The sequence below is a fragment of the Vibrio sp. 1069 genome (assembly GCF_033340555.1).
The window spans coordinates 60160-78031 of sequence record NZ_JAWOWP010000010.1 but is presented as its reverse complement, the minus strand read 5'-3'; the positions used below and the strand labels follow the sequence as shown (position 1 = coordinate 78031).

The following is a 17872-nucleotide window of genomic DNA, read 5'->3' as shown; positions in this document are numbered from 1 at the left end:
TATTTTGAAAGCTATTACAGCACAGCGAACGTGCTTGAGCACGCAACTCTCAAACACTTGTTTAAATTTTGTTAACTACACCAAGAATTCGCGTTGCGACCTCGAGTATTTGCTCTAAATGACAGTGATGACCACCCTTGACAGAAACCACTTGCGGTGGGTTCTCTCCCCAATCAGCTTGGTTAGATGGTAAATTCTGAAATCCTTGATCGCCTAATACAATCAAATGAGGACAACGTATTTGGCTGGTAATCGAGTTAGCATGCGCTTGCGCCATTCGGTAAAGCGACGCACATTTTAACTTGGCGTCATGCCGCCAATACCATTTATCTCCTCGCTGCTCTGTTCCACGCTCTACTATCGGTAGAAGCTGCTCAGCGGTTAATTGGTTGGCTTGCATGCGTAATTTTAACGCCAGATCGAAGGAGGCAATGGCTCGCTCTGGCTTGTTTTGCTGTCTTATTCGACTTAAAACGCCATCGCGAAGACGAGGCAAACTGTTAGTAGGATCTTCAGTAAGAGGTCCTGCTCCCTCAATTTGCACAAGAGCTTCGACCTGCTCTGGAAACGCTGCACTATAGCAACTTGCGATTAAAGCACCAAGTGAATGCCCTACTAATATCAGTCTGTTTGGTGATAATTCGTCCAAAAACTGATACAAATCGGCAATATAGTCGTGAAAGGGGTAATAATTATCGTGAGATTTATGACTCGATAAACCGTGACCAAAATGATCGATGGCGAGGAGGTGTAAGTGAGGATTAAGTTGATTCAACTGCTCCATGAGCGCTTTAAAGCTGCCCGCATTATCTAACCACCCATGAAGAAAAACGACTGACAAGTCAGCCGTTTTCTCGTTCCCTATCTCAAGGGCTGCCATTTTGCCGGCAGGAAGCTCGAATTGACGCTCATGCATCGCAGATTATTTGACCTGTTTTATCACTTTACCGTCTTGCGGGAAATCATTACGCCACATGCGGCAGTTAATCGAGTAACATGGGTAAAAGTAGGTTGGCGAGTCATACATGCGTACACGTTCTTCAATTTTCCATAAACGGTACCCTTCCCCCTTAATTACTGGGAAGATGTAACCGTGCTCACCGATCTTTCCTTCTTCTTCCCCTGCTCCTTTGCCTACAACCGTCACCAAACGGCCTTCACTAAAGGCGACAGGCTCTAAATAGCCATCAAAATAGGCGACAAAACGCCCCGTAGGCTCTTCATCAATATCAGGTTTACCAGACTCACTGATAGGAAGGTTTACAATCTCTAGACGCGTTTTATCTTTAAAGTTATCCACTTTAGCGATGATTCCACCAAGGCGAACATCTTCACTCACTTGCCCCTGAGACTCAGCAAACGCTTTATAGTCTGTAACGACCAATTCTGTGCTTGCATTTAGCTCCTCTGGCAAAGAGCTACACGCAGACAAACCAACCGTAGCAAATAATGCGAGAAAAAACCGTCCAAAAACCTTCATAAACCACCTTTCAATATTAGTAACCCCAAGCTGGGGAGATCTCACACGTAAATATCGACACCAAGTAATTGAGCCAGTTCCTCTTTTTTAGCTCGATTCATGACATCCATGTACTGCTCCATTGCTTTACGTGCGCCCCCTTCAGGAAGGTCATATTGCACTTGAGCTCGGTGAATTTGGGACTCATCCACGTGTTTTATGGAGTGCGCCACGGCGTTAGCAACCTTTGAAGGCTGACCTACAGGCTGCTTTGTTTGTGATTTATTTACCTGCTTCTTTTGACTGGCTTTATGAGTGCGATTTGCACCGGGAATCAAAGAAGGAGGCAAGCCATTAATCGACGCCATAGCACTCCATAAAAATACAGGGCAAACGCCCTGCTTTTTGTCAGGTTAATGAAAAACGGACTATTCGCGACCAGGAAGTTTTTTCCATGTCACATTATCACGTAAATAAACAGGGCTCGAATCTTCGACCGGCACGGTATTACCCTTTTTAAATTCTTGTTCAGCAAGAATCACGATGTCTTGTGAATCAGGGTACAGAACGTCACTATGCGTCAAATTAAACGGTAGGTCTGCTAATACTTCTTGGTAAGCATCCCAACCAGTACCTGCTGTCGTCCACGTTTTGTCGTCTGCTTGTGCTTCTTCAACGAGACGTGCTGGTGGAATTACGCACTCTGCATCCATCTCTGCCCACTCACCGTTTGCTTGGCGAGTGTAACGTGCCCAGTAAACTTCACCCATACGTGCGTCAATAGCCACAGCGACATCGGTCACACCATGTAAGCGATAGCTACCTTGAGCCATTGCAGCCAGCGTTGAAACGCCGATCATAGGTAAGTCAGCACCGAACGCCAAACCTTGTGCGATACCAATACCGATACGAACGCCAGTAAAGCTACCTGGACCACGTCCAAACGCTAACGCATCCAGCTCTTGTAGAGTCAGGCCAGCTTCTTTGAGTACTTCATCAACCATTGGCAGTACTTTTTTGGTGTGATCGCGTGGTGCAACCGCGCTACGTGAAATCACTTGATCATTAGCCAACAACGCAACTGAACAGTTTTCAGTCGCTGTATCGATAGCAAGAATTTTTGCGCTCATTTAACTCTCTACAACTCTCATTTATTGGGTTATGCCTCAGCACTTGCGTCTGTGACAGATTGTTCTGCTTTCAGGAATGCTTTGATTCCATCTAAGTCTCGCGTCCTTGGGATAGGTGGTAGACTTCCGAGGAAAATACCACCATAGTCTCGCGTGACGAGGCGATTATCACAAATGATCAACGCACCGTGATCCTTCTGATCTCGAATTAATCGCCCGACTCCCTGCTTTAACGTAATCACTGCATCCGGGATTTGTACTTCAGCAAATGGTTCACCGCCACGTAATCGACAATCCTCGATACGGGCTTTGAGTAACGGATCGTCAGGGGCGGTAAACGGTAATTTGTCGATAATAACACAGCTCAGCGCATCACCTCTAACATCAATCCCTTCCCAGAAAGCGCCCGTCGCCACGAGTAAAGCGTTACCCAGTTCCATAAACTCCGCCAAGGTTTTCTGCTTACTCATCTCCCCTTGCATTAACACAGGCAGCTCAAGTACTTCTCGGAACTTCTCACCTAGTTCACGCATCATGCTGTGCGAGGTACATAAAAAGAAGCAGCGACCATCATTTTCTTCAATCACCGGAGCAAGCATTCGGACTAACTTATCCGCTAAGCCGTTACTGTTTGGCTCTGGCAAATACCTTGGCACACAAAGGCGCGCTTGTTTTTGATAATCAAAGGGGGACGGCAGAGAAAATTGCTTTGTAGGCTTGAGGCCAAGGCGCTCAGTAAAGTGCTTGAAGTCGCCCGATACAGCTAGGGTTGCTGACGTGAAAATCCACGCGCCTTGTTTAATCTCTATTTGCTCATGGAACTTGTCCGCGACAGAAAGAGGCGTAATGTGCAGAGCGAAATGACGAGGTGAGGTATCGTACCAGTATGAGTAACCGGTAATATCGACATCACATACCCGGTCGATACGGCCTTTGATCAAATTGGCTCGTTCAAAGGCCGTATCCAGTAATTGACTGCGCCCTAAAGCTATTTTGAGTACATCAATCGCCAATTCGAGGCTGTCAGTTAAGCGCAATAATTCTCGCTTAATAGAACCTGATTGCAACGCCTCACGCCAGTTGCCACGAAAGCCTGGCTCACCCAATACAATCCGCATGTCCATTGCGCTTTGCATGAGTTTGTCGCCCACTTTTTGCAATTGACGCATATCTTTGGCTTCGGTGCGATAGGCTATTTCAATGTCTTTGGCAAGATCGTGAATTTGGCGGCTTGAAACTGACTGGCCGAAATATTCGCTCGCAATATCTGGCAACTGATGAGCTTCATCAAAAATAAACACATCGGCTTCTGGAATCAGTTCACCAAATCCTGTCTCTTTGATCGCTAAATCAGCAAGAAATAAGTGATGGTTCACCACAACAATGTCGGAATCCATGGCTCGCTTACGCGCTTTCAATACAAAGCAATCGGTGTAGCTCGGACACTCTTTACCTAAACAGTTATCATTGGTTGAGGTGATAGTCGGAATGATCATGCTGTCTTCTGGCAGATCATCGCAATCACCAAGGTCACCTGTTTTGGTTTCTGATGACCAAGTACGCACTTTAACCAGTTGAGTTAATAACGTCGGGTCAGATTCATTAGTGTGGCTTTCGACCATTTGGCGGCTCAAACGATCCAAACACAGATAATTAGAACGCCCTTTTAATAACGCCACTGGGCCATAAAAACCAAGCGCATTGACCATGAGCGGTAAGTCACGATGGTACAACTGCTCTTGCAAGTTTTTCGAGCCTGTACTGATGATCACTTTTTTACCGCTTAACAGCGCAGGGACTAAGTAGGCGAAGGTCTTACCGGTTCCGGTTCCTGCCTCCACCACCAACTGGGTTTGATCTTTGATCGCACTGCTGACGGCTTCCGCCATATCGATTTGTGGCTGACGAGCTTGAAAGCCAGGAATGGCCTTACCTAACGCGCCATCAGAGGAAAAAGTTTTTGCGATCATGCTTGGTATTGAGTTTGAAAAATTATCGAGAGTATATCAGAGGAATAGGAGTGACATCAGCCCACAATCTGACCAGCTTGCGGCGACACGCGGATATTTTGTTGAAACCAACGTAAGAATAGATTATTTATGGTGAAACATGGCAGTACAGTTACACCCGCCAGGGAATAATAACAAATTCGTACGCTAAAATATTAATGCATGGAAGTACCTGATTTATGGAAAAGAAAACACTGTTGACCCACTGTTCTGACGCCCCGGGTCTCATCTCGAAAATTACTAATATCTGTTACAAGCACCAACTCAACATCGTTCACAATAACGAATTTGTTGATAATACCAGTGGCCACTTTTTCATGAGAACGGAGTTGGAGGGGTACTTCAACGATCAAACGTTTCTTGCCGACTTGGACCAAGCTCTCCCGCAAGGTGCTAAGCGTAAATTGGTTGGCTCTCGCCGTAAGCGCATCGTCATTCTCGTCACAAAAGAAGCGCATTGTTTAGGCGATATTCTGATGAAAACCTACGATGGAAGCCTAGATGTTGAGATCGCCGCTGTGGTGGGGAATTACGACAAACTGCAAACTCTCACTGAACGCTTCGACATTCCTTACCACCATGTGACCCATGAAAACCTTAGCCGTGAAGAACACGAGCAGAAGATGCTAGAAGTGATCGATCAATACGATGCTGACTTTTTGGTGCTAGCTAAATACATGCGCGTATTAACGCCGACGTTTGTTGAGAAATATCACCACAAAATCATTAATATTCATCACAGCTTCTTACCTGCTTTTATTGGCGCGAAGCCATATCAACAAGCTTACGATCGCGGTGTGAAAATCATCGGTGCAACAGCACACTTCGTGACTAATGATTTAGATGAAGGGCCGATCATCAAGCAAGACGTAATTCCTGTCGACCATACATTCAATGCCCAAGATATGGCGCAAGCGGGACGCGATGTAGAGAAGAACGTATTGAGTAAGGCTTTGAATAAAGTGATCAATGACCACGTCTTTGTTTACGGCAATAAGACGGTTATTCTTTAAATTCGCAGCTGATTGCTAGCTGCTAAAAACGCGTAATTTGAGAAGGCATTGTCTTTTCGTTACGCGTTTTTTATCTGTCGGTGGATGTTTTATTGAAGTGCTTGTAAGAGATTCCCGACTACGCTCCTTCGTCGCTTTCGGGAATGACGTAAATGAGGCATGAGCATGAAAGCTAATTAGTACGCATCACTTAACCAAACGCAAACAACTCAAGCGCGTCATTCCGACGAGCTTAAGCGAGATCAGGAATCTCATATCCGCACACTGTGAGTTTAAGTGACCCCTCTGACTAACAGCGCACGACGTAAAGCAAGTTACGCCTGCTCAGACTCCACAATACGCTTAAGTGAATGCGGGTGCAGCTTGATACAAATGCCTTGATACTTAAACGCCACCGTTGGGTTGTTCAAGCGTTCGCCATCCCCTTTCGGGCTCGACAGTTTGATCTTCACACCCAGCTCTTCTAACTCATTAAAGCGTGCGCCAAACGCTGGATAAGTGTGTCTCAAATCAGCAAGAAACTCATCTGCGGTTTCGGCATGAGACGGAATCACAAACTCCACATGTTCCCAGCTTTCAGTTGGGTAGATTTTGCCTTCCGCAGGGTATGGCAGCTCCAGACACTCAATCTTCCAGCCACGACTTTCCAACGCTTTATCGAACTCAATAACAATAATTGGGCGACCGTTGATTTTCGCTTGTGAAATCACCTTTCCGTATTGACTCCAAGCCTCATGCGCAGCTTTTGCGGTATCAGTATCGTTAATACGCAACGCAATATGGTCAGCTTGAGCAAAGCTCAGATCCAGTTTTAACAGGGATGCAAACTCTTCAATCTTCGCCATAAATGCATCCAAATCTTGGATCATCAATTCAGGCGCTAGGCGTTTTTCAACTAGTTGAGTCGTCATTGTGGTTCTCTTTTGGGGCGATTTATCTCATTACTCTGAGCGCAATAGTAAACGCAAACCAAACCACATTTCCATTCAATCGAAAAAGTATAAATTTCCCCAATTCCTCTCTGTATGAAAAGCAATAAAGTTGTTATCATTAGCCCCATTTTTGTGAACTCCAACAGAACTCGGCACTTACTTCGCCGAGTTCTTCGTCCTTGAATTGAAGGAAACGCGTGTGAATATCCAAGCACTTATTAATGACAAAGTATCTCAGGCTCTAGAAGCCGCTGGCGCACCTGCAGGCAGTCCTGCGGCAGTACGCCAATCAGCAAAGCCACAATTTGGTGACTACCAAGCAAACGGCGTAATGGGCGTTGCTAAAAAACTGGGTACTAACCCACGAGAATTTGCACAGAAAGTACTGGATGTTCTAGACCTAGATGGTATTGCAAGCAAGACAGAAATCGCTGGTCCTGGTTTCATCAACATTTTCCTAAGCGAAGAGTTCCTAGCAAAACAAGCGGAAGCAGCACTGGCTGACTCACGTCTTGGCGTTGCAGCAGACGAAGCTCAAACTATCGTTGCTGACTACTCTGCACCAAACGTAGCTAAAGAAATGCACGTTGGTCACCTACGTTCAACCATCATCGGTGATGCGGTGGTACGTACTCTTGAGTTCCTAGGTCACAAAGTGATCCGTGCGAACCACATCGGCGACTGGGGTACTCAGTTCGGTATGCTTATCGCAAACCTTGAACGTGTACAACAAGAGTCTGGCGAAGTTTCTATGGAGCTTGCGGACCTTGAAGGCTTCTACCGCGAATCGAAAAAGCTGTACGATGAAGATGAAGACTTCGCAGTAAAGGCGCGAAACTACGTTGTGAAACTGCAAAGCGGTGACGAGTACTGTGCAGAAATGTGGAAAAAACTCGTTGATGTAACCATGATCCAAAACCAGCGCAACTACGACCGTCTAAACGTGTCACTGACTCGTGACGACGTGATGGGCGAGAGCATGTACAACGACATGCTTCCTAAGATCGTTGCAGACCTAAAAGAACAAGGTCTTGCCGTTGAAGATGATGGCGCGCAAGTTGTATTCCTAGATGAATACAAGAACAAAGATGGCGAACCAATGGGCGTTATCGTTCAAAAACGCGATGGCGGTTTCCTATACACAACAACAGACATCGCATGTGCAAAATATCGTTATGAAGAGCTAAGCGCAGACCGTGTGCTTTACTTCATCGACTCACGTCAACACCAGCACCTAATGCAAGCTTGGACAATTGTTCGTAAGGCAGGCTACGTACCTGAGTCAGTATCTCTTGAGCACCACGCGTTCGGCATGATGCTTGGTAAAGATGGTAAGCCATTCAAGACTCGTGCGGGTGGTACCGTTCGCCTTGCCGACCTTCTAGATGAAGCAGAAGTTCGTGCAGCACAGCTGATCGAATCTAAAAACCCTGAACTAGATGCGGAAGAAAAAGAGAAGATCTCTAAAACAGTTGCAATGGCAGCGGTTAAATACTCTGACTTATCTAAACACCGTACGACTGACTACGTGTTCGATTGGGACAACATGTTAGCGTTTGAAGGTAACACAGCACCATACATGCAATATGCATACACTCGCGTAGCTTCTATTTTCGCTAAAGCTGGTGTTGCTATGGACGCTCTCCAAGGTGACATCAAAATCACTGATGAGAAAGAGAAAGCACTTATTGCTAAGCTTATGCAGTTCGAAGAAGCGGTTCAATCTGTCGCTCGCGAAGGCCAACCACACATCATGTGTAGCTACCTATTCGAACTAGCAGGTCAGTTCTCTAGCTTCTACGAAGCATGCCCTATCCTAGTTGCTGAAGACGAAGCAGTGAAACAAAGCCGCCTGAAACTAGCAGCGCTAACAGCGAAGACCATCAAGCAAGGTCTGTCTCTACTAGGTATTGATACTCTAGAGCGTATGTAATCCGCTTTTACGTAGGTAGCTTAAGTAGCACAAGCTAAATGATGACAAAGGTTGACGTGAAAGCGTCAACCTTTTGTTTTATCTGGCGTATACTGATGTCATTCAATTCAAATCGGACAACATAATGAGTTTTGAACTGCACCCTCAACTGGCAAAAGACACCACCGTTATCGGCCACTTCCCACTGTGTGTGGCGCTTCTGCATAAAGATAACGCCGTGCCATGGGTTATCTTGGTCCCTAAACGTGCAAACCTAAAAGAGCTTCACCACTTGCCAATGCAAGAACAGCAACAGTTTTTGCTAGAGTCTCAAGCGGTAAGCCAAGCACTGGAAGCAACATTCCGTCCAGACAAGCTAAACCTTGGTGCGCTAGGTAATATGGTGCCACAGCTGCACATTCACCATATTGCTCGCTTCAAAGATGACGTAGCATGGCCGGGACCGGTTTGGGGTAACACCAAAGGTGAATTCCGTACAGAAGAAGAGCAAAACGAATTGCTTGGTCGCATTAAAAATGTGCTGTCACTGAGTTCTATTTTCCAAAAAGCATAAGCACTGCTAGCGAAAATAATTCGCCTTTGAATACGGCTGAAATAGACAGAGAAAGATTAATACGTATTTGTAACAATCTTTCTCATTTTTCTGGGATTATCACTAAAATAAAACTTGTTTAGACTACCAGCTCAGTTAGAGAGGGTCATCATGAAACAAGTCTTCAACACATTCCGATACGTCAGCTGGATCGCCATTATCTGTTCTATGGCTGCTTCATTCTTGCTTTTTCTTATGGGTGCAGCAAAAACCTATTCGGCATTTGCGGTCTTCATTCTCAATCAAACACCTCCAGAAGCACTCGCACATTTAGATAAAGCAGACATCGCGATCGCTTATTTGATCAAGTCACTGGATACGTTTCTTGTCGCACTAGTTTTGTTCATCTTTGCTCACGGCATCTACACACTATTTATTTCCAACAAAGCTAAAGCGAAAACACAAGAGCAGTCGGTTTTGCATTGGATCAGAACCCCAAACATCGGCCATCTAAAAAACATTTTGGCTGAAGTCATCATCGTGATCTTGTTTGTGAAGTTCTTAGAGCTCGTGCTGATTAACTTCGACAGCTTAGATTGGACGATCTTAACATTACCTATTTCGATTTTAGTTTTAAGTCTTGGTTTAAAGTTCCTAGAGTTAGGCGCGACTAAACACTCTGAAGAACATTAATTTCGCTGTATTCACAAACAATAACCAGCAAAATAAAAGCCGCATCATTGCTGATGCGGCTTTGTCGTTTTTACGTGATAATTTTTAGGTGACTAATTTTGATAGTCGCTACATGGTGACTGTCAGAGACAAACCATCTTGTTTAGTCACTGAGTAGCGAACACGAGTCACGTCATGAGCTTTATTAGTGTCGACTAGGCGGCTAATTTTGCCCTTCTTAATCCACACGTTTAACATCGCGTCGGCGCCATCTTCACTCATCCCAAACTGTTTAGCCAGATCTGACTGGGAGACGGTTCCTTTGTCTGCAATGTATTGATAAAGCTCTTTTAAAATCATGCTACTTGCGCCTCTAATGCACCGTTTTGTTTCTTACCAACTTGTTTGAACACACGGTATGTGCCAAAGAAGATAGCTACGATCACAGCCATCCAAATACCACTTGTTACTGGGCTATCTGCGAAATGCGTCAATTGGTTGTAGAACGTCGCACATAGGTAAGCCAAGCCCATTGTCCAAACCGCGATAAAGCGTGCGAACTTATGACCAAACTCACGTACGTAAGCACCCATCGCCGCCACACAAGGAGTGTACAGTAGGATAAAGATTAGGTAAGCAAATGCGGCATTGCCAGAAGCAAACTGCGATTTAATGTTACCGAAGATAGAAGCATCGACTTCTTGTTCTTCGGCAACGGCATTTGAGTCAGTTAAGTCACCCACTTCAATGCCTAGTGGATCTGAGTAGCTCAAACCGGCTAGGTTTTCAGGGATACTCATTACTGCCTCTTCTAGGCTGCCCATTAGATCAAATTCTGCGTCTTCACCGTCGCTTGGCGTGGTGTATAGGCTGTTAAGCGTACCAACTACCGCCTCTTTTGCGAAGATACCGGTAATGATACCAACCGTCGCTGGCCAGTTATCTTCTTGAACACCGATTGGCGCGAATACTGGAGTAACAACTTGCGCAGCTTTAGAAAGCACCGAGTTTTCGCTGTCTTCGTTACCAAAACTGCCATCAGTACCCAATGAGTTGAAGAAACTCAGAATAGCAACAACGATAACGATGGTTTTACCTGCACCAAGTACAAAGCGCTTTAGCTTTTGCCAAGTTTTGATCACCACGTTTTGTAGCGTCGGAAGCTCGTAATCTGGCATTTCCATCACTAGGCTGTCGCTGCTACCTGGGTAAAGCGTGTGCTTAAGGAAAAGACCTGTGAAGATCGCTGCCACAATACCAAGTAGGTAAAGTGCGAATACAATGTTCTGGCCAGAACCTGGGAAGAATGCCGCAGCGAATAGCGCGTATACAGGCAGACGAGCACCACATGACATAAATGGTGCCATAGAGGCAGCCAGTTTACGCTCACGTTCTTGGTCTAGAGTACGAGTTGCCATGATTGACGGTACGTTACAGCCAAAACCAAGAACCAACGGTACAAATGCTTTGCCCGGTAGGCCGATCTTCTGCATCACTTTATCTAGTACGAATGCTGCACGAGCCATGTAACCTGAGCTCTCAAGTACCGCTAGGAAGAGGTACAAACACGCGATAACCGGAATGAAGGTTGCAACCGTCTGGATACCACCACCGATACCATCAGCAAGAACCGTCACTAACCACACAGGCAAATGACCGTCTAACAAGTGATGCCCACCATCAACCAATAATGCGCCCACACCAATGTCAAAAAAGTCGATAAATGCACTACCGATGTTAATCGAGAACATAAACATCAGGTACATAACAACAAAGAAGAAAGGAATTCCAATCCACTTGTTCAAAATAAACTGGTCGAGTCTTTCAGTCACACTACGACTTAACTTGCCTTCGCTTCGGCGAACTTTTTTACACTGTTCATGCAGATGCGTGTACTTAGTATCCGCGACATGCAAATCGATATCCAAATCTAACGTCGTAATGACTTCCAAGACTTTGCTTCTATCAATATCAGAAAGACTATTGAGCACCATTGTGTCTTTTTCAAGCGCACGAATCGCTAGTGCACGATGAGCGACGTTTTGGTCGTTAAAAAGTGCGGAAACCGTTTGAATTGCCGACTCCATCTTCTCACCGTAATGCAAAGACAATTCTTTAAGTGGCACTCCTTGAACGATGGATTTATGGAGCTTTTCTTTAAACTCTGCCACTTGAGTTTTATTGGTTGCAGATAAACTGACAACCGGACAACCTAACGTTTTCTCAAGCTCTGCAACGTTAATCATCTGACGTTCACGCTTTAGCGCATCCATCTTGTTGAGGACAACAATCATAGGGCGACCAAGTTCGCGAAGTTGCAGCGTCATGTATAAGCTGCGCTCTAAACTTGTAGCATCCACCACGTTAATAATGAGATCAGCAGGATGAGTTAGAACCGCACGCGATGCGATGGATTCATCAATACTATTACTATCATTACCACTGTCTAATGAGTAAATACCCGGAAGGTCAGTGAGCAAAAACTCATCCCCAGCATGCTTGAATTGTCCCGTTTTCTTTTCAACCGTGACGCCTGCCCAGTTACCAACTTGCTGTTTTGCGCCAGTTAAACCATTAAATAGCGTCGTTTTACCACTATTAGGGTTACCTACGGTTAGCACTTGATATTGCATTACACTCGCTCCACTTCAATTTTCTGAGCAATTGTTTCTCGCAATGCGACAGACACACCACGGACTTCGACTTGTAAAGGATCGCCCATTGGCGCACGTCGAATCACTTTGACTTCTGTATTGGGAAGCAGCCCCATTACCATGAGTTTCTTTCTGATATCTGATGAAAGACCATCTAACAACCGAATCGTCACCGTATCGCCAGGATTAATCTCTGATAACTTCATAGTGGCCCTTAAGAGTATTGCTAATGAGAAATATTATTATTTAATAAGTTTAGGTTGCCAATATTACTCCCCTATACCCCTTCAATCCTTGTGTGAAATCAAAGATTCCGTAAATGTTTTCACGCTTTCAAACGTTAACTTCGTAAATTTCCTCTCGTTATTTACGTCAAAATTAACAATTACAAATGACACCTAACGAAACAAAAATGTCACAAACCAAGACAGAAAACAAAAAATTCAAATTAAAACAATGGCTTAAGCAAAAAGCCAAACGTTGTCGCTTTTCTCATATAAACATGGCGTTATTTTTATAAGAAAAATAAGTAACCTCTCGTATAGTTACTCCATCGAGAGGGCAACTTCTCTAATAAATTCCAGAGGTGGCATGGCAACATGTCACTCCGGCAGCAAGCGAAGGTGTCCTTGACACCCGTGGTATAGTCCCCCCGGCTATACCACGATATTTTTTTTCACCTCTTTCAAAACTTCTTTACCTTATTCATCTTTTCAACACAGTTTTCGTTTTCACGAATGTCGCATGCCATCACTCCCCCAAATGAACCACGCTCTTTTGATACAGCAATACAACTGTCATTTATTTGTTGCAACTATCAGTAAATCATTCTCTTGAAGCCATTTATGCTTATTGCTATGAACATCGCGACTAACAGATAGAACGTGATCGTGCTTACGTGTTGAGAATGGATTTGTAGGCTAGATGTGATGAAGAAACAATGAAACTTACTGCGTTAGCAACTGCAGCAATAATAGAGCACTGTATGCAGCTCCCCAGCATCTTAACTATTAACTAGGGAGCGTATAATGAAGGTTTTCTAGTTAATTTCTTGGCTTTCTTGAGTCAAAGCAAACTTGGAAGGGGGCAAACCAAAATGCAGCTTAAACTTTTGGCTAAAGTAAGATGGATCATTAAAGCCACAGTTAAAGGCGACTTCACTGATTTTCTCACCCGCCAATAACTGTTCACACGCCGTTTCTAAACGAACCTCTGTGACATAGTCTTTTAACGTTCTTGACGAGGCAGATTTAAAACGCCTCTGCAAAGAGCGTTCAGACATATACAGCATTTTAGCGGCTGACGCAGTGCCAAATTCAGGATCATGGTAATGCTCTGCCACTAATTGATAGACTTTTTGCAACCACTCTTTCTCTGGTGTGACTTGATCTTCTGCAATAGTTACAGGATTGAGTTCTTGCTGCGGTTCATCCAGATAACTCCTTTCCTTCGCAGATGGCCATGTAATCTCGACTTTGTTTTGAGCATCAGAAGAGAAGACAGCCAAATAACCACCACTCGTTGTCACTAGTTGGGCAAGGTGGTCAATACTCAACTCAGAGTGATTTAAGTTAGATGGAAGCCCAGTCGCGACTTTATTAGGTAATTGCGTCCCGTAATCAAGAAAGCTCAATGACACAATATCATGCCCCTTTTCTAGCATAATTCTAACCGTTTGACCCCGGAAAGAGCGCTTGATGATATTGGCAAAAATGCTATTGAAAATAACATCAAGATTAAAACTTTCCAGAGCAACCCGGCTCTGCTTGCTCTCATCTTCTAGCTCTACCAAAATACCCGCTTTTGCAAAGTCATCTTGCCATACATCAACCACTGACTGAGTTATCTGACTCAAGTTGTAGTTCTGACTCCCACCACTTACATCACTTGGAACACTTTTGAGTTCATTTAACTGCCAATTCGTTTTAGCCAAATGATCCTCTGTCGCAGTATCGAGAGGCATAGGTAGTTTCGCCACAATAAAGTCGACGCTTGATTTTATGGATAGAGCTACATGGTCTACGAGTAGGTTTCTAACTTGAATCTGTTTACGTAATTGCTGGTTGCTCGTAAGCAACACTCTACTTTGATGTCTTAACTGATTCGTTTTGAGGGTCACTTGAGCTGCTAGATCACGGTTAGCCTGTACAACGTAGCGCGAGCGCCAGAATACGAGTACTGCAACGACCGCAATACTAGCTACGACAAAGCCTAAAATAGCAAATCGCGATAGATACCAAGGATGAAGGACGATAAAGTGAGATTCTAAACCAACGACTCCAGCGGCAACTTGAGACGCATTACTGACCTGCAAGTGATATTCACCGGAACTAAGGTGCTCGAGTGTCAGTTGGCCCCCCTCTAACGTTTGCCATGGGTCATCGTTGTTCAATCGATAGTACAAATTTTGACTGTCTGGTTTTGGCATCACACCGAATAAAAAACTCAGCGAAGATCCATATGGCAGTGTGAGCCCATTCAGATCGGCACTACCAACTTGCAGAACTTCATTTTCAAGCACAACTTGGCTAACAATAAACTTAGACTCTGGGGGATTAGATACAAGCAGCTTGGATGCTTCTGCTTTTACGAGTCCGTACTTCGACCCCAGAACAAGCTCTCGCTCACCAATTTCTGTCTGCTGTATAACGCTACAAATACCAGGGAGGAACTCATTGTTCATTAAGCCTGATGACGATGAGTAATGTTTCACTAACTCACCCGAAAGGTGGTAATAGCTTAAACCGACAGAGGAAGCTAACCATACACCTTGCCTGTCTCTGATCAAGCAAGCAGGTCTGGCGTTGGGTTCACTCATTTCAACAACACGTTTTTCATCGCTTCGTGTATCAGTTTTAAACACACCATAAGATGAAGCAAACCACTGGCTGCCATCAACCGCCGTGGTCATGTCTAATGATTCACCAAACTTTTCTGAAAAACGGATAAACTGGATGTTGTCATTACTGTATTGGTATACGCCATGATCGGTGCCTATTAATAGGGCATCTTCAATATCATATAGGCGCGTAACCTTAGCAGGCAAATACTGACTTACTAGCCACTCACTTCCAAAGTTTCGTACGCTTTGTGCAGCAGTATCAACATTGTAAAGATGGTATCCGCTTGATACCCAAAGACGGTCATCACCATCAACGGTCACATGCTCTACGGCATGTCCGGCCATAACCTGTAAATAAGGAAATGTAATCTTGTTGAGACCATTTAGATCAAATATTTCCAGCCCTTTTGAGGTTGCAAGCCAAAGCTTGCCGTTTTGAAACGCAAATTCATTGATCTGCGACTCCAACTCTAAGACTTGGTTAATCCCACTCTTTCCTGAACGATAAATCTTTCGGTCATCAGCAAACCAAAGCGCACCATCAGGACCTTCAATAGTTTGCCGAATTCGTCCTGATAGGGTGTGTGAGTCATAACTACTAAAGGTCACTCGTTCAAATTTTTTACTAAATAGCGAGTAATAACGAATACCTTGGTTAGTCGCAATCCACATCCCTCCTATATTGTCGCTCAACAACGAATAAATCTTCGTGTTGTCTAACTCTAACTCAAGAAAACTTGCAGGCGCGACTTCGGTGACCTCACCTGAAAAAAATGAGTACAAATAAAGGCCATGCTCTGTCCCCACCCAATACTCTTGATTTGTCTCTGCGAATGTCAAAACATGTGAGCCGCCAATTCTAATCACTTCTTTATCAGGCTGGTAAATGTTGAAAATTAAAGCGCCGCGCAATGTACCTATCAAAATTTCTCTTCGCGTGTGTGAATAATAGACTTTCTCAATGTAGTTTTGACCTGAGGCAGCGACATGGTCAAACTTATCACCTTCAGAAAGATAGAAGCCGGAAGTCGTTGCTAGTGCCCACTTCGTTTCAACTAGCACCGCATCATTAATGTAAACGTAGCTATTATTACTATGTTGATAGAGCTGCAATAGAGAGAAAGAGTTTAATTCGCTAGTGTCGATATTGTAGGTATAGAAATGCGCGCCATCACTCACCCAAATATAGTTCTTTGAAGACCCTATTTTTCTTATTTGTGAGCCTGGATTTAAACTAAAGACTAAACGTCGTTCCTGATTTGGATAGGTTCGATAGACCTCATTTTCAATAAAGGTCCAAAAAGCACCTTTATGATAAGCCAACTGCTTAGCCGACGTTTGTAGGAAGCTACCTGATTTAGGTAATATAGTTTGACCATCGTAAAACAGGACTCGTCCGTGTACGTCATGAATCCACAAACCGCCCTTTTCACCCAAGAACAACTTTTTAGCCGCGATAAAAGTACCCTTTGCCTGAGTTGGCAAAGGGTAAAAGATTGCATTTGCATTATGAAGCGCAAATGCTTGGTAGGATAAGACAAAGCCCAACAGAGCAAGGGCTAATTGGCGTAGCAAGACGAAAACCTTTTGTATCAATTTGTGCTCGGAAAGTGACCGTTCATCGTTTGTAAAGCATGGATTGATACGGTTATTTTGAGCTGATAATTATTGGTAATGATATCTCAATTACTTTCTGAGAAAAGGCTCGCCTTACCAAAGGTTGTAATTCTTACTACTGGATCACGTTAAAAAGACTACTCCTACATTACGACAGCACTTAATCTGACTTTTTGTTCAAGCATTGCTCAAAACTATTCGCCATATTGTTGAGAAAAGTAAAGTAACTGCCAGGTTTTGCTTCAATTGTACTCCCTAACGGGTCAAGCTCGCCTTTAGCGACGTCACTGCCTCTCATTACGCTCTGAACGACAGCCGGGGTAAACTGAGGTTCAGAAAATACACAAGCCACATCTCCACCACTTAGCTTTTGACGAATTTGAATTAAGGTCTTCGCTCCTGGCTTTCGTTCTGGGCTCACAGTAAAATGCCCCATTTGATTTAGTTCATAACGATCTTCGAAATAACCGTAAGCATCATGGAATACAAAGTAACCTTTGTTTTTTACTGGTGCCAGCTTCTGCTTTATCTGTTGGTCAGTGTCTTTTAGCTCGAGTTCAAACTTTTTGAGGTTCGCTTGATATTGAGCTGCATTTTCCGGATCAAGTGATACAAGTTGATTCACAACAGCCTTGGCCACTTGTTGTGCTTGGCTTACACCTAGCCAAAAGTGCGGATCATGTGAGCCATGATCGTGCCCATCATGGTCATGGTTGTGCTCACTATCAAATTCACGCAATTCTAGATTTGGAATTTGACTAATAGTCAAAGTATTCGATCTATCCGAAACAACTTTCTCTAGAAACGGTTCAAGATCATGTCCGTACCAAATAACCAAATCAGCCGAAGCGACCTTTTTAACATCCGATGGACGCAAAGCATAGTCATGGGGTGATGTGTTAGACTGCAATAGCACGTCTGGTGAAGTTACTCCTTGAGTAAGCTCTGTTACTAACAACTGAATAGGTTTGATACTCGTCAGTACCGTTACTGCCTGTGCTGGAAGTGTTAACATTGCTGAGGCAGCAAGAATTAATGCTCTTTTCATAGTTTTACTTGGGATATGGCGTGGAAAGTGA

Annotated in this window: 15 protein-coding genes; 4 read left to right on the top strand and 11 right to left on the bottom strand. The window is 44.2% G+C overall.

All coding sequences use genetic code 11. The annotated features are described in order from the left end of the window. Window positions 1-61: 61 nt before the first annotated feature. From R7040_RS15610 to R7040_RS15590, 5 genes are read right to left on the bottom strand one after another with little or no spacing between them, the layout of a single operon-like run. Entirely contained in the window at window positions 62-916 is an 855-nt protein-coding gene (locus R7040_RS15610) for an alpha/beta fold hydrolase (protein ID WP_182016623.1), read from the bottom strand. Window positions 917-922: 6 nt separating this feature from the next. Next, window positions 923-1480, bottom strand: a complete 558-nt coding sequence (locus R7040_RS15605; RefSeq protein WP_017819941.1) for a Slp family lipoprotein — start codon at window positions 1478-1480, stop codon at window positions 923-925. Window positions 1481-1521: 41 nt separating this feature from the next. Next, a complete protein-coding gene (locus tag R7040_RS15600; RefSeq protein WP_017819942.1) occupies window positions 1522-1827 on the bottom strand; it encodes a hypothetical protein in 306 nt (101 codons plus the stop codon). A 60-nt stretch (window positions 1828-1887) separates the two neighbouring features. Then, entirely contained in the window at window positions 1888-2589 is a 702-nt protein-coding gene (gene tsaB / locus R7040_RS15595) for a tRNA (adenosine(37)-N6)-threonylcarbamoyltransferase complex dimerization subunit type 1 TsaB (RefSeq protein WP_017819943.1), read from the bottom strand. Between the two features lie 29 nt (window positions 2590-2618). Further along, window positions 2619-4559: an ATP-dependent DNA helicase gene (locus R7040_RS15590; protein ID WP_318081483.1), complete on the bottom strand. Its 1941-nt coding sequence runs from the start codon at window positions 4557-4559 to the stop codon at window positions 2619-2621. Window positions 4560-4777: 218 nt separating this feature from the next. Here R7040_RS15590 and purU point away from each other — a divergent pair, with 218 nt between their 5' ends. After that, on the top strand, window positions 4778-5611 hold the full coding sequence (gene purU / locus R7040_RS15585; RefSeq protein ID WP_005382206.1) for a formyltetrahydrofolate deformylase: 834 nt from the start codon (window positions 4778-4780) through the stop codon (window positions 5609-5611). Between the two features lie 314 nt (window positions 5612-5925). Here purU and R7040_RS15580 read toward each other — a convergent pair whose 3' ends face one another. Continuing rightward, window positions 5926-6522: a VOC family protein gene (locus R7040_RS15580; RefSeq protein WP_025766980.1), complete on the bottom strand. Its 597-nt coding sequence runs from the start codon at window positions 6520-6522 to the stop codon at window positions 5926-5928. A 220-nt stretch (window positions 6523-6742) separates the two neighbouring features. Here R7040_RS15580 and argS point away from each other — a divergent pair, with 220 nt between their 5' ends. The 3 genes from argS (at window position 6743) to R7040_RS15565 (ending at window position 9701) form a co-directional block, all read left to right on the top strand. Beyond that, entirely contained in the window at window positions 6743-8476 is a 1734-nt protein-coding gene (gene argS, locus R7040_RS15575) for an arginine--tRNA ligase (RefSeq protein WP_005388349.1), read from the top strand. Window positions 8477-8600: 124 nt separating this feature from the next. Beyond that, the gene (locus R7040_RS15570) at window positions 8601-9029 is read left to right on the top strand and encodes an HIT family protein (RefSeq protein WP_005382194.1); all 429 of its coding nucleotides are present in this window, start codon (window positions 8601-8603) and stop codon (window positions 9027-9029) included. 150 nt (window positions 9030-9179) lie between these two features. After that, window positions 9180-9701, top strand: coding sequence for a YqhA family protein (locus R7040_RS15565; RefSeq protein ID WP_005382193.1), 522 nt, complete (start codon window positions 9180-9182; stop codon window positions 9699-9701). A gap of 108 nt (window positions 9702-9809) precedes the next feature. On the opposite strand, the gene R7040_RS15560 is transcribed toward R7040_RS15565, so the two are convergent. The 5 genes from R7040_RS15560 to znuA form a co-directional block, all read right to left on the bottom strand. Continuing rightward, the gene (locus tag R7040_RS15560; RefSeq protein WP_005382192.1) at window positions 9810-10040 is read right to left on the bottom strand and encodes a FeoC-like transcriptional regulator; all 231 of its coding nucleotides are present in this window, start codon (window positions 10038-10040) and stop codon (window positions 9810-9812) included. Continuing rightward, a complete protein-coding gene (feoB, locus tag R7040_RS15555; protein ID WP_054578018.1) occupies window positions 10037-12313 on the bottom strand; it encodes a Fe(2+) transporter permease subunit FeoB in 2277 nt (758 codons plus the stop codon). The genes R7040_RS15560 and feoB overlap by 4 nt, the downstream gene beginning before the upstream one ends. Next, window positions 12313-12540: a FeoA family protein gene (locus R7040_RS15550; RefSeq protein WP_005382190.1), complete on the bottom strand. Its 228-nt coding sequence runs from the start codon at window positions 12538-12540 to the stop codon at window positions 12313-12315. Before R7040_RS15550 ends, feoB begins: the two co-directional genes overlap by 1 nt. Before the next feature lie 833 nt (window positions 12541-13373). Further along, window positions 13374-16751, bottom strand: coding sequence for a helix-turn-helix domain-containing protein (locus R7040_RS15545; RefSeq protein ID WP_318081481.1), 3378 nt, complete (start codon window positions 16749-16751; stop codon window positions 13374-13376). Between the two features lie 202 nt (window positions 16752-16953). After that, a complete protein-coding gene (gene znuA / locus R7040_RS15540) occupies window positions 16954-17841 on the bottom strand; it encodes a zinc ABC transporter substrate-binding protein ZnuA (protein WP_033906913.1) in 888 nt (295 codons plus the stop codon). Window positions 17842-17872 lie beyond the last annotated feature (31 nt).

What these genes read in the sequence shown, in the direction of transcription:
- R7040_RS15610 (WP_182016623.1), bottom strand. Translation starts at nt 916, where the DNA reads ATGCATGAGCGTCAATTCGAGCTTCCTGCCGGCAAAATGGCAGCCCTT.
- R7040_RS15605 (WP_017819941.1), bottom strand. Translation starts at nt 1,480, where the DNA reads ATGAAGGTTTTTGGACGGTTTTTTCTCGCATTATTTGCTACGGTTGGT.
- R7040_RS15600 (WP_017819942.1), bottom strand. Translation starts at nt 1,827, where the DNA reads ATGGCGTCGATTAATGGCTTGCCTCCTTCTTTGATTCCCGGTGCAAAT.
- tsaB (WP_017819943.1), bottom strand. Translation starts at nt 2,589, where the DNA reads ATGAGCGCAAAAATTCTTGCTATCGATACAGCGACTGAAAACTGTTCA.
- R7040_RS15590 (WP_318081483.1), bottom strand. Translation starts at nt 4,559, where the DNA reads ATGATCGCAAAAACTTTTTCCTCTGATGGCGCGTTAGGTAAGGCCATT.
- purU (WP_005382206.1), top strand. Translation starts at nt 4,778, where the DNA reads ATGGAAAAGAAAACACTGTTGACCCACTGTTCTGACGCCCCGGGTCTC.
- R7040_RS15580 (WP_025766980.1), bottom strand. Translation starts at nt 6,522, where the DNA reads ATGACGACTCAACTAGTTGAAAAACGCCTAGCGCCTGAATTGATGATC.
- R7040_RS15570 (WP_005382194.1), top strand. Translation starts at nt 8,601, where the DNA reads ATGAGTTTTGAACTGCACCCTCAACTGGCAAAAGACACCACCGTTATC.
- R7040_RS15565 (WP_005382193.1), top strand. Translation starts at nt 9,180, where the DNA reads ATGAAACAAGTCTTCAACACATTCCGATACGTCAGCTGGATCGCCATT.
- R7040_RS15560 (WP_005382192.1), bottom strand. Translation starts at nt 10,040, where the DNA reads ATGATTTTAAAAGAGCTTTATCAATACATTGCAGACAAAGGAACCGTC.
- feoB (WP_054578018.1), bottom strand. Translation starts at nt 12,313, where the DNA reads ATGCAATATCAAGTGCTAACCGTAGGTAACCCTAATAGTGGTAAAACG.
- R7040_RS15550 (WP_005382190.1), bottom strand. Translation starts at nt 12,540, where the DNA reads ATGAAGTTATCAGAGATTAATCCTGGCGATACGGTGACGATTCGGTTG.
- znuA (WP_033906913.1), bottom strand. Translation starts at nt 17,841, where the DNA reads ATGAAAAGAGCATTAATTCTTGCTGCCTCAGCAATGTTAACACTTCCA.